The following is a 12,437-nucleotide window of genomic DNA, read 5'->3' on the forward strand; positions in this document are numbered from 1 at the left end:
ATGGCGGGAAAAAAAATCTTGATGCTCGTCGGTGACTTTGTTGAAGACTACGAAGTAATGGTGCCATTCCAGGCATTACAAATGGTTGGGCATACTGTCCATGCGATTTGCCCCAATAAGAAAGCAGGGGACGAGGTGCGAACCGCAATCCATGACTTTGAAGGCGACCAAACTTATAGTGAAAAACCCGGTCACAACTTCACCTTAAATGCCACCTTTGATGAAGTGGAAGCGACAGAATACGACGCCTTAGTCGTTCCTGGTGGACGTGCGCCAGAATATATCCGTTTGAACCAGAAAGTATTAGAAATCACCCGCCACTTTGCCGAAGCAAATAAACCGATTGCCGCAATTTGTCACGGGTTACAAGTTTTGGTGGCAGCGGGAGTGCTAGAAGGCAGAAGTTGCACCGCTTACCCCGCGTGCGGCCCGGATGTTAACCGGGCAGGTGGGCTTTACGTGCATATTCCACCAGACGAGGCAATGGTTGACGGTAACTTAGTAACAGCACCTGCATGGCCTGCTCATCCTAACTGGTTGGCAGAATTCTTGAAACTTTTGGGAACGAAGATTGAGCATCAAGAAATGGTTGCGGTTTAACGGTCTCAATCCTATCGAAGTTAGATAATTTACTTGTCTTAGCGCTACCTACACTTGCGATTCGGTCTTAGCTCCCCTTTTAAGGCTACGGTGTACGCACATCTTGGGTTAAGGGGCAAAAAGTTGATTGATCCCCTAAATCTCCCTTTTTAAGGGGAACTTTGACTTAATTCGCCACCTTTTTTAAGGGGGGTTGGGGGATCAAAACGGGACTTGCAAGTTAAAGAAGTCTTGTGCGTATACGGTAGCTTTAAAAGAGGGTTTGGGGGCTTTCTTTGGATGTAACATCACTAATCGAGAAGTATTTGATTAGAAATCCAGTTCCTCAATCACAACCGTTCTTTTTTTCTGTTTTTAAAAAACTACTGGCTCGACTGTTCTCTTGTCTGGGTATCCAGCTTATCTACTCGATTACGCAAACGCTCCAACTCTAATCGATAGGTTTCTAATTGGCTTCTTGGAACCGTTAACCCTTCTTGATTAACTCGATTTCCAGCAGGATTATCAATGAGTTGTTCAACTTGATTTAAGCAGGCATTTAAACCGGCAGCAAATTCATACCGAGTTACAGGCCGATTGCCTTGAAAAGTTCCATCGCCATTTCCACTGAGACACCCATAACGCTCTGTTGGAGGTGGCATTTGAGAATTTGGATTATTGGGAATCGCTTCCTGTGCAACTGCACTGTTTGCTAACAGCAAGGCCATTCCCAAAACGGCTGGACTATATAAAAGTAGAGTCTTAAAAAATTTAGACATTTTAATTCTTTCCACTTAACTTGCAAAAAGGTAACTTGAATTCTGCTGAAAAAGAAACTTTTATATCTTATTGTAATGAAAATCAACTAGCTATGTGTTGATTGCTGCTGGGAAAAGTATCAAAGTTTACTTACTTCTAATTACAGATACCAGGTTCCGCCTTCAGACGTTATCCCAGTAATAGGTAAAGTGCTAGATATAAAAATTTATACTGTCTCAGGAGAACGCTGAATGAATTTACCAGGAACCTCCGTCTCTGTTTGGCTCGACACTACAGAAGGGACAAAATACCCGCAATTGACCAGTGATATTACCGTAGATGTTGCCATTGTAGGCGGCGGCATTACTGGCTTAACCGCTGCGTTGCTATTGAAACGCGCTGGATTAAGGGTTGCAGTAATCGAGGGATCGCAAATTGGCAGTGGTGTCACCGGCTATACGACTGCCCACCTCACCGAAGCTGCTGACGAACGCTACCAAGACCTGATTTCCTCCGTGGGCGACACGGATGCGAAGCTGGTAGCAGAATCCAGTCGTGCGGCGATTGAACGCATTGCTAAGTTTGTGGCAGAAGAGAAGATTGATTGTGATTTTCAGCGAGTGCCGGGATATCTTTACACTGAAAAATCCCAGGATGTGTCTGAAATTGAGTCAGAGGCGGAAGCGGTTAGCAAGTTAGTGATTCCGGCTGCTTTGACCAAGGATGTGCCACTGCCATTTCCGGTAGAAGCGGCGGTGATGTTCCCCAATCAAGCGCAGTTTAACCCGATTCCCTATCTCCAAGGGCTTGCGAAGGCGATTGACGGTGGTGGCAGTTTTATTTTTGAGCAGTCATCTGTTGTCGATATCACCGGAGACAAGCCGAGTCGAGTTTCTACCGAACAGGGGACGGTAACGGCACTAGATGTGATTATTGCTACTCATACGCCGATTCACAATCTGAACAGTCTCCCGGACTTGTATGTAATGTCCACAAAAATTGCCCCGTATCGTTCTTACGTTATCGGAGTGAGATTGCGATCGCCATTACCGCCAGGACTGTTTTGGGATACCGAGGAGCCGTATCACTATACACGCAGCTACAAAGACCTGCTGATTATTGGCGGTGAAGACCACAAGACGGGTGAGGATGTGGATAATGAGGCGTGTTTCGAGCGCTTGGAAGTGTATGCGCGATCGCTCTATGATGTCGCCTCTATCGATTATCGCTGGTCAGCTCAATTGTACGAGCCGGTCGATGGTCTACCCTATATCGGGAAAACCGCAGCGAATTCTAATATCTACGTTGCTACCGGCTATTCTGGCAACGGCATGACCTTCGGCACCGTTGGCGGGATGCTAACAAGCGACTTGATTCTGGGACGGACGAATCCCTGGAGCGACCTTTACGACCCCAATCGCGCGAATATCCTAGCCAGCGCCCAGCGGTTTGTGACGGAGAATCTGGGCGTCGCCAAGCACTTTGTAGCGGATCGGCTTTTTAAATCAGAGGGCAACGAACCCTCGGACGTAGCACCAGGCGAAGGCAAAATTCTTGACATCAACGGGAAGAAATATGCCGTCTACCGCGACGAGACAGATTATCTCTGTTCGCTTTCTCCGGTGTGTACTCATGCTGGATGCATTGTTGACTGGAATAACGCCGAAAAAACTTGGGATTGCCCTTGCCACGGTGGACGTTTCAGCCCTACGGGTGAGGTACTCAATGGCCCACCGATTACGGATCTCGATCAAAAAGAATTGCCCAGTCAATTTACAACAAAAAGTTAACTACATTCACTTTTCTTTTCCCTCTCCAGATTGATTAAGTCAATCTGGAGGGTTGCTAGCGTGTTGGGTGAATAGAAACAAGAAATCTTCTCTGGATTTCATTTTTTTAGACACAGTTTAAGGACACACTAATGCCAGCAGAACAACAGCTACAACCACCCCAACATCAAGACCATCGACCGGGTACCGAATCAGAAATGACGCCTAGCCCCAAGGCAGACGATAGTAAATATCAAGGTAGTAACAAATTACGCGATAAAGTGGCGTTGATTACTGGCGGTGATAGCGGCATTGGTCGCGCAGTTTCTATCTTTTTTGCCAAAGAAGGCGCTGACGTGGCAATCATGTATCTGAACGAACACGATGATGCCCAAGAAACGAAACGGCTGGTAGAAGAACAAGGGCGCAAATGTATTACGATTCCTGGCGACATTGGTGACGAAAAATTCTGTCAGCAGGCTGTAGAAAATACGGTTGCGGAGCTTGGGAAACTCGATATTCTTGTTAACAACGCTGCCGAACAGCATCCTCAAGAAAGCATCGAAGACATCACTGCCGAACAGCTTGAGCGCACGTTCCGGACTAACATTTTCTCAATGTTTTTCTTGACGAAAGCTGCACTCAAGCACCTCAAAGAAGGCAGCGCGATTATCAACACCACTTCGGTGACAGCTTATAAAGGGAATCAGCAGCTGCTCGATTATTCGTCTACTAAAGGGGCCATTGTTGCCTTTACGCGATCGCTCTCAAAATCTCTGGTGGAAAAGGGAATTCGCGTGAATGGCGTCGCCCCAGGTCCCATCTGGACGCCGCTCATTCCCTCAACTTTCCCAGAGGAAAAAGTTGCCTCTTTTGGTAAACAAGTGCCGATGCAACGGGCTGGACAGCCAGAAGAAGTTGCACCTAGCTACGTCTTTTTGGCATCAGACGACTCTTCTTATATGTCCGGTCAGATTTTGCATCCCAACGGTGGCGATGTTGTCAATGCTTAACGCTGAGATGACTACCGATTTTTCTTGAAAGAATAGAAACCCGTTTTCTGGTTAGAGAACGGGTTTTTTGATAGATGTTAGAAGTTAGCGATGGGATGCATCCTAGGGTATACGCCTATACCTTGAAAGGTGGGTCTTGTGCGTACAAAAGCTGCTCCCCGTAGGCTGAAGAATTTTTAGTTGAGTCTGCGTAGGCAGGCTTTGTTTATGTACACCTACCCTTCTAGTGCGGGGGCGTGTACTTACCTAGTGAAACAAAAAAACTCCCACCACGTAAGTAGTGGGAGTGCAAACGTCAGTTAAGTTTAGAGAGGTATGGCTTTAGAGGTTGAGTGTGCTTCCGATTACTTCGTCGAAGCTGCCATTTCTTGCTGAATTTTGCTCTTGGCAGCTTTGAATTCGCTAGACATTTGCTCTTTTTGTTCGGTGCTGCAATTGTTGTCAATGGCTGCAAACATCGTGCTTTCTTCTTGACGAATATGATCGCCAACCGCATCCATCAACTGCTTAATTTTTGATTTGAATTCGTCTTTGGAAGAAGCAGGGTTGATCGCTTTAATTTCATCCAACATCCGCTTCATCTCGGCTTGCTCATCGTACAGCTCTTGAGTATTGTCGTCCCCGTAGAAAGAGCGAACTCTGGGATAAACGATTTCTTCTTCGGCTTGAGCGTGTGCCAATAAATCTTTGTAGAGCTGCCCAAAATACTCTTGGAGTTTTTGAGGATCGTCAGTAGCCCCAATTTCTGTAAAGATGGTGTTGGTCTTATTGTGATCCAGGCGGATGAGCGTCTGGATGTTCATATCTTGCTTATCGGTGTTTTGGGTGACGGCACTACCAAACACACCAGACAAGGCTGCAACAGCGTCTTGAACTCGTGCCCACAGTCCCTGATCTGCGTCTTTTCCAGTCAGTTCGCGGACACCCACGAGTTCTAGCAGTCCTTTGAGTTGTTCCTGGTGAGCGCGGTTCTCAAAGTTAACAGCATTTAAAGGTCCAATCGCCAGTTCAATATCAGCACCCACGACTTGAGCAGCTTTGTGAACTACGATACCGCTCATCGCCTGAGCGTGCTTCAGGAGTTCGTGTTGAACTAATTTCTGGTAGAGAGACAGCTTATCACCAGACATTAATTCTTGGGTCTTGTGAACAAATTCCTGAACTGTCTCGTGGGGTTCAGAGGGAACGCCGTACTGAACAATTACCGTTTCTAGAACGCCCAGGTTTTTCTGGTCGTCCTGGAGCATATTCTGCAAGCGATCGCGCACATCTTGATCGGGAGTGGCACCGAGCAGTGTTTGCTCGTTAGAGATGATTAAATTTTGCGTCGCTTTCATGTCTGCCAATTTTTGAGCGATCGCAATGCGCTTTGTATCGTCCAGTGTTGATACCATTTTTGTTCCTTCTTTGAAATATTATGATTTTTGAATCTTTATGAATAATCTCACAATCTCTTAAGGTAATTCATCTTTCCCGCGACTGAATCCAAAAGTATGGTTTATAGAGGAGATAAATACTTTTAACTTATAGATTTTTATTTGGAATTCAAATTATTAAAACTTCTACTTTTGATAGTTTGCAAAATTAGGGTTCTTGAGTATAGTAATAATTCATCTAAATAAGTTTCAAGAATATATCGCTGTACATGATTTGTGAACGAGAGTTCTCCGGCTTCTCTAAAAAGCTGGAGAGCTGAACCAATGGTATCTCACACCTAAAAGAGGATAGATATACTTTATTCCTTCAATAGAAAACGTAAAGTTACGCGCTCAAGAAAAATTAACTTGTCAATAAAATAAATCTAGGAGGATAGCTTATAGATCCTCCTAGATTTAATTGCTTTCTTCCAGCGATGGCAGTTAGCGATCGCACTTATTAACTATAGGGAAGCTACGTTCCAAACCTCCCTACAGAGTTAATTCTGTTCGCGCGCACTACTACTTGCTAGAAGCTGCCATCTGGTCTTGTAGCTTGCTCTTAACAGATTTGAACTCGGTTGCCATTTGTTGTTGCTGCTCGCTGCTGAAATTATCGCGCAGCTTAGCGAACATCTCGTTCTCTTCTTGATTAATGTGATGGTTGGTAGCGTCGCTTAGCTGACGAACTTTCGCTTTGAACTCAGAAGAAGAAGGACTCATCGCCTTAATTTCATCCAGCATCCGAGCTTGCTCAGCTTGCTCGTTATACAGATCCTGCGTGTCCTGATAATAGGAGCGCACTGCTGGATAAACAACTTGCTCTTCGGCTTTAGCGTGAGCCATCAAGTCTTTGTATAGCTGACCGAAGTATTCTTGGATCTTTTGAGCATCGTTAGAATTCTCAATTTCCATAAACAAGGTCTTCGCCTTGCTATGATCCATGCGAAGAATTTCACCGATGGTCATATCAGAACGGTCGGAGGTTTGGGTGACAGCACTACCAAATACCCCTGATAATGCGGCAACGGCGTCTTGAACCCGTCCCCACAGTCCTTGATCGGCTTCTTGTCCGGTTAGTTCGCGAACACCCAGAATTTCCAGAATACCTTTCAGTTGCTCTTGGTGAGCGCGGTTCTCAAAGTTAACGGTATTCAAGGGAGTAATGGCAGCTTCAACATCAGCACCAACTACTTGAGCAGCTTTGTGAATCAGTAAACCCGTCATGGTTTGCTTATGCTTAAGCAATTCATGCTGAGATACTTTTTCAAACAAAGTCAGTTCAGAACTTTCCATTAGCTTCTGAGCTTCACCAATTATCTTGGTTGTGGATTCCTTGGGTTCGGCTTTGACACCGTACTGAATAATTACAGTATCGAGAACACCGAGGTTTTTCTGATCGTCATCAAGCATATCTTGTATGCGCTTGCGAAGATCATCATCGGCGAGCGCAGAGATGAACTTTTGCTCGTTAGCAATTAGCAAGTTTTGCAGCGCTTTCATATCTGCCAACTTCATGCCAATCGCTATGCGCTTGGTATCATCTAGTGTCGTTACCATTCTTTTGTTCTCCACTCAATAATCATAGGATCGGAATCTATCTCGAAGATAGTCATCTCTGTCGAGTAGATTCATCTCTCTTTTGAGAGATCCGCCTTATTTATCCTCTTTATAACGTCCAATTTTTATTGGCTCTATCCAAAGATAGAAAAGATTCAAAACCTTAGGACTTTTCTCTTTTTTAGTTGGCTTACTATATTCTTGTTTTGGTTATTCGGCATCTATCGTAAATCATATTTGAAAAGTTAAAATAGCCTGAAGTTTGATGACGGAGATTTGACAAGCTAGTTATTATAAAAACAGCTTCGTGCCACTATCTTAAGAATGAAATATTTAGTTTAAATTTGTGTATAGCCGATCACTTTGTCACCATTCCACCATCAGGCAGATACACTTCTTAATACGGGTCGCTAGATTGACTCAATAACAGACTCAATTAAGACAAGGGCAGGAGACAGGGCGTGACGACGAATAAGGATGCTTCTCTGGGGCAGCAGGCACTTAACAAAGCAGCAGAAATAGGATTATCTAGCCAACTCGATGAAGTAGAAGAATTAGCGGTAGATATCCAGAGCGATCCACTGAAAATGGTTCAGGGACAGGTGGATTCAGTCACCGTTGAAGGTGAAGGTTTGGTGATGAACAAAGACCTCCGGATGCAGGAAATGAAAATGGAAATGCGTGGCATCTCCATCAATCCCCTCAGCGCTGCTTTTGGCAAAATTGAATTAACCAAACCTACTGATGCAACGACCCACGTTGTCTTGACGGAAGCAGACATCAACCGGGCATTCAACTCGGAATTTGTCGGTAGTAAGCTGCAAAGTATGCAGGTATCAGTCAATGGACAACCGATGACCATTGACACTAAAAAGGTAGATTTTCGCCTACCCGGTGAGAACAAAATTGCATTAAGTGCCGACGTGCTGCTGCGCGAATCTGGAGAAACCACGCAAATTGCCTTTACAGCAGTGCCCCGAGTTGGTGCAAATGGGCAGAAGGTCAATCTGGAAGACGTTGAGTATACCGAAGGCAAGGAACTCTCCCCAGAACTGACGGCGGCGCTATTAGAAAAATCGAGCGAACTGTTGAACCTAAGTAACTTCGATCTACAAGGAATGTCGCTTCGCATCAAACAATTAAATCTAGAATCGGGAAAAATGACGCTTTTGGCGGAAGCGCGCGTGGAGCAAATTCCTTCAGGCTAGTGATGAACTGTTTGCGGTTCGCTGTTTGCCGTTAATCGAGGGGGTTAAGATCGGCAACCCAAAGCTAATAGCCAACAGCGATCGCTTGCTTTCACTCGTCTAACTCCTAGAATCCAGAGAGAAGAACATGACACAAACTCCCAATATCCCGCCGCTGATTGAAAGTGATGAGAGCGATTATCAAGATAGCGGGGTGACAAGTACAGTCGCGATCGCAGGACATCCCCTGCATCCACTGATCGTCACCTTTCCCATTGCTTTTTTGACTACACCAGCAGCAGCGGATCTCGCCTACTGGTGGACAAAAGATCTCTTCTGGGCACAAGCCTCCTTTTGGCTAATCGGCATTGGCTTGGCAAGCGGGGTGCTTGCAGCCCTAAGCGGCATGATGGACTTTCTGAGAATTGAACGAGTTCGCAAGCGCAGTGCTGGCTGGGCACACATGGTACTGAATGTCGCCGCCCTAGGGCTGACAATTGCCAACTTTGCACTCCGTTGGGGCAATACCTCAGGAGCCATATTGCCTACAGGGCTTACAATCTCAATTATTGTGGCAACCCTTCTCGGTTTGTCGGGTTGGTACGGAGCCGAGCTAGTCTATCGGCATAAAGTTGCTGTGATCGGCTACGGCGATTCAAATAGATAGAAAAAATAAGCAGGCGACATCCACGTCGCCTGCCAATTAATTTAAAAATTTCCTCTACACTTGTTTAGCATCGCTAAAAGGTAGAAGCCGCAAAAGCTAAATTTTTCTGCGTTATATCAATCCTGGCCCTTGATGACGCTTGTCACCTTCCATCGTCAGCTTCCCTTCTTCATCGTCCTGTAATTCTGAGACAGTTTCAGCGCGTTCGGCAGCCTCGGCTTCTTCTTTGGCTTTTAAGTCTCCAGGTTCGTTCACATACATTTCGGGTTCGATGGCATAGTTATTTAAAAGACCCTCTTTGTCTACCGTGTAGCCATCTGTAGTATCGATACTTCCATCATTTGTTTGATCGTTAGTAGGGGATTTTTCCTCATCATCTTTTCCGGGAGTTGTTTTAAATGCATTCCCCTCTCTTTCTCTACGTGCTGCGGTTTCAGCAGGTACAATCCCCCGATCGTAGTTATCTTCACCAACTCGTTGACTGCTGTCTACGTTATCTGTTTGATTATTCATGACTATTATTCTCCCAACAATATTCAGCTTTAGAAACTAAGAATATAATTTTTGGTATACCTTTATACTCTACCTTGAGTATTAGATCGTCAAAGTATAAAAAATTTAGATAAGATTGCGTAATCAATAACAACTAGGATATAAATTAATCTCCTACCTAAGAAGGAAATATTAAACTCTTCTGTGTGCTAGCAAGCTCAGTTGGATGCAGAAGCCTGCTCGTTGGCACGGCTTTAGTCTAAATGTATAGAATACAGAACTGAGAACTGCTTGGAAGTGTAGCCAATGCTTCGAGACGCCAAATATATCAAGCGGATTATCCTCTCGCTGCTGATTATTGTGCCCCTGGGATTGCTCTCCAAGAGATACACTGGATTCGGTCGCGGCTGGGTCAACGATTTCTCAGGTGATATCTTATACGAAATATTTTGGTGTTTGTTCGGGTTTTTCCTGTTTCCGAGTCGCAAAGCAATGAACCAAATTCCAATTTGGGTATTCGGTATCACCTGTACGATCGAATTTCTGCAACTGTGGCACCAACCTGTTTTAGACTCGATTCGCTCGACTTTTCTGGGCAAACTGTTGCTTGGAACCACCTTTTCTTGGTGGGATTTCCCCCATTATCTGCTCGGTTGCATCATCGGGTGGCTATGGTTACAGCAAATTGTTAGAGGTTACAAAGATAAAACCCCGATTCGCTCGGATAAATAGATAGGATGATTAGATGAGGGAGAATTTTCAGTAGTTTTTAGCCTGTGTTTGATGGCTAATCAGATGTAACTGAATTAACCCGAACGGGATGCCCCTACCTTGATTTAACTTTTGATCTTTCTCGCCAGCTTTTCAGCATCAAGCTGTTTTCTTTCAGCATCAAGCTTAGGGTAATTAGCTGTTCGGATAGTAATATCAGCTCTTGGCTCGTGGCGATTAGCTCCTGACTTTCGCAGATAAGCTCAGACGATCTGCTGAGCAGATAGTCTGTTCTGGTTGTTATATTTTGCTGAGATATCTCAGAATCTTGCTGTTTAGATTCTGCCAAATCTAAAGGATATGGGGGAACTTCAAAACAAGTTGATTTTTGCCACTTCCTGTTGCTCAGTTTGTGTTTTGTCATGCTCTGAATCCAGTTAACGGAGATGTTAGCAGGTATTGTAAAAGACAAAATTTGAACTTACTAGTAGATTTTAAAGGTGAAAGCGATCGCGTAGCACCTGCTACGCAGGTGCTACGCGATCGCTCGAATTTTTGGACGGGTTGTAGTATCTACTTATCTATATATTAGTTGCTTGGATTGTACGAGCAGCTTTTTCCTTGTGGCGATTAGCGCTTCACTTGTAGCGATTAGCGCTTCACTTGTGGCGATTAGATCCTGACTTTCGCCGATCAGCCTAGATGATTTGCTGAGCAGATAATCTGTTTTAGTTATTATATTTGGCTGATATATTTCAGAATCTTGCTGTCCAGACTCAGCTAAAGATAAATCATCTTGATGAATTTTACAGCAAGATAGTTTTTGCCACTTCCTATTGCTAACGTTATATTTTGTCATGTTAGGAATCCAGTTCATGAAGATGCTGGTGTGGTGTTGTAAAAAAGTGAAGTTGGTTCAGGGGATGCCAAAAATCGAGCGCTCGTGTGGCAACCGCGTAGCGGTTGCCACACGAGCATTTAAAATTTAGAATCTCGTCGTACTATCTACTCATCTAGCAATTTTAGATCAATTTTTCTGGACAAATTTTTTTCGTCAAAACTTATTGACAATGGATTAAATTCGTAGATTTAGCTTTGCCCTTTCAAATAAAAGATATTAGAGAGTAATCCAACTAAACTTCTATCTCGAGGCAGAAGTTAATACGAACGATATTTGTATACTACACTACACGAAAACCTGTGTTGAGCGATCGCTATGGTTATGAAATTTATCGTTAACCCGCATGATAGCTACAACCAGATTACCATCACCCCAGCCAGATGAAGAAGCAAGTAAAGGTTAAACCCAATTCAAAAAACCAAAGAATTGAGGAAGCTGAGGACGGTAGCCTTACGGTTCATTTGAAGTCGCCACCTGTAGATGGTAAGGCAAATGAAGAGTTAATTCAAATACTCTCTAAAAAATTTAACATATCAAAATTAAGAATTTTTATCAAATCGGGTTTATCGTCAAGAAATAAGCTAGTCGAAATAGACGACGGTTGAACCTAACTAGAAAATCTAGCAATCTTCTTGAAGTTGTGAGCCAGCCCTTCAGATACCTGACTGCTCTAAAAAAAGTCGGGTACCTGACCTTCCCGAACCATTCAGTAAGATTCTATAGCAGTTGCTCGGTAAAGGTGTTGTTCTGACTGCACGCGATCGCTATTTTCATTTTCCGTTTAAACTCATCCCCGTTAGCTTTAAATTAACAAAAGATTAATTTTAGAAACTATCTATTGGTAGATTTCAAAAGCTCAAAGTCAAAATCTAAAATTCAAAAGTGAATAACTCAACCTGGTACACTTGAACGAAGAGGTCAACTCAGCATGCCACACGTCTTACTGATCGATGATGAAGAGGCATTACGTGCCAGTCTTAGCTACGCCTTAATTAAAGAAGGCTATCAAGTGACAACCGCAGGGGATGGACAGACTGCACTCAAGTTGTTCCATAAGCAAGTGCCGGACGTGATTATTTTGGACTTGATGCTACCGGGCATTGATGGGATGGAACTCTGCTGGCGCATCCGAGCATTTTCTAATATCCCGATTTTGATGCTGACAGCTAAAGACCAAGATATTGACAAAGTTTGGGGATTAGAAGCGGGTGCAGATGACTATATCACCAAACCCTTCAACACTCGCGAACTTCTCGCACGCATAAAAGCTGTTCTCCGGGGTCGCGCTGTGGGTCAACAGTCTCTACAGGGAGATTAAAAAAATTGAAGTTGCACCTTTGAAAAATTCAAGGAGCTGGTTAGCAATTCATATCAGATGGAATTC

At 44.1% G+C, this 12,437-nt stretch carries 13 protein-coding genes; 8 read left to right on the forward strand and 5 right to left on the reverse strand.

All coding sequences use genetic code 11. The annotated features are described in order from the left end of the window. Positions 1–600, forward strand: a complete 600-nt coding sequence (locus tag H6F52_RS15145; RefSeq protein WP_190415889.1) for a DJ-1/PfpI family protein — start codon at positions 1–3, stop codon at positions 598–600. Positions 601–962: 362 nt separating this feature from the next. Here H6F52_RS15145 and H6F52_RS15150 read toward each other — a convergent pair whose 3' ends face one another. Next, on the reverse strand, positions 963–1,358 hold the full coding sequence (locus H6F52_RS15150) for an S-layer homology domain-containing protein (RefSeq protein ID WP_190415891.1): 396 nt from the start codon (positions 1,356–1,358) through the stop codon (positions 963–965). Positions 1,359–1,589: 231 nt separating this feature from the next. Between H6F52_RS15150 and H6F52_RS15155 the strand changes: the two genes are divergently transcribed. Both H6F52_RS15155 and H6F52_RS15160 read left to right on the forward strand, forming a co-directional pair. Continuing rightward, complete coding sequence (locus H6F52_RS15155) at positions 1,590–3,128, forward strand: FAD-dependent oxidoreductase (protein WP_190535860.1); 1,539 nt, start codon at positions 1,590–1,592, stop codon at positions 3,126–3,128. 131 nt (positions 3,129–3,259) lie between these two features. Next, positions 3,260–4,120 carry an SDR family oxidoreductase gene (locus tag H6F52_RS15160; RefSeq protein WP_190429986.1) on the forward strand — a complete coding sequence of 287 codons (861 nt, stop codon included), beginning with the start codon at positions 3,260–3,262 and terminating at the stop codon, positions 4,118–4,120. A gap of 344 nt (positions 4,121–4,464) precedes the next feature. Here H6F52_RS15160 and H6F52_RS15165 read toward each other — a convergent pair whose 3' ends face one another. Next, the gene (locus tag H6F52_RS15165; protein WP_190535862.1) at positions 4,465–5,514 is read right to left on the reverse strand and encodes a hemerythrin domain-containing protein; all 1,050 of its coding nucleotides are present in this window, start codon (positions 5,512–5,514) and stop codon (positions 4,465–4,467) included. A 543-nt stretch (positions 5,515–6,057) separates the two neighbouring features. Beyond that, positions 6,058–7,095, reverse strand: a complete 1,038-nt coding sequence (locus H6F52_RS15170) for a hemerythrin domain-containing protein (protein ID WP_190415051.1) — start codon at positions 7,093–7,095, stop codon at positions 6,058–6,060. A 461-nt stretch (positions 7,096–7,556) separates the two neighbouring features. Between H6F52_RS15170 and H6F52_RS15175 the strand changes: the two genes are divergently transcribed. Then, positions 7,557–8,303 carry a DUF2993 domain-containing protein gene (locus H6F52_RS15175; protein WP_347276033.1) on the forward strand — a complete coding sequence of 249 codons (747 nt, stop codon included), beginning with the start codon at positions 7,557–7,559 and terminating at the stop codon, positions 8,301–8,303. A 127-nt stretch (positions 8,304–8,430) separates the two neighbouring features. After that, the gene (locus H6F52_RS15180) at positions 8,431–8,949 is read left to right on the forward strand and encodes a DUF2231 domain-containing protein (RefSeq protein ID WP_190535864.1); all 519 of its coding nucleotides are present in this window, start codon (positions 8,431–8,433) and stop codon (positions 8,947–8,949) included. Between the two features lie 111 nt (positions 8,950–9,060). On the opposite strand, the gene H6F52_RS15185 is transcribed toward H6F52_RS15180, so the two are convergent. Further along, complete coding sequence (locus H6F52_RS15185; protein ID WP_190415053.1) at positions 9,061–9,462, reverse strand: hypothetical protein; 402 nt, start codon at positions 9,460–9,462, stop codon at positions 9,061–9,063. A gap of 285 nt (positions 9,463–9,747) precedes the next feature. On the opposite strand from H6F52_RS15185, the gene H6F52_RS15190 reads away from it, so the two are divergent. Continuing rightward, positions 9,748–10,173, forward strand: coding sequence for a DUF2809 domain-containing protein (locus H6F52_RS15190; protein WP_190524389.1), 426 nt, complete (start codon positions 9,748–9,750; stop codon positions 10,171–10,173). 556 nt (positions 10,174–10,729) lie between these two features. On the opposite strand, the gene H6F52_RS15195 is transcribed toward H6F52_RS15190, so the two are convergent. Next, a complete protein-coding gene (locus H6F52_RS15195; protein ID WP_190535866.1) occupies positions 10,730–11,029 on the reverse strand; it encodes a hypothetical protein in 300 nt (99 codons plus the stop codon). A gap of 404 nt (positions 11,030–11,433) precedes the next feature. On the opposite strand from H6F52_RS15195, the gene H6F52_RS15200 reads away from it, so the two are divergent. Next, on the forward strand, positions 11,434–11,658 hold the full coding sequence (locus H6F52_RS15200) for a DUF167 domain-containing protein (protein ID WP_190535868.1): 225 nt from the start codon (positions 11,434–11,436) through the stop codon (positions 11,656–11,658). A 323-nt stretch (positions 11,659–11,981) separates the two neighbouring features. Beyond that, on the forward strand, positions 11,982–12,371 hold the full coding sequence (locus tag H6F52_RS15205) for a response regulator (RefSeq protein ID WP_190415056.1): 390 nt from the start codon (positions 11,982–11,984) through the stop codon (positions 12,369–12,371). Positions 12,372–12,437: the final 66 nt, after the last annotated feature.

The organism is Coleofasciculus sp. FACHB-542 (genome assembly GCF_014695825.1).
Lineage (GTDB): Bacteria > Cyanobacteriota > Cyanobacteriia > Cyanobacteriales > FACHB-T130 > FACHB-T130.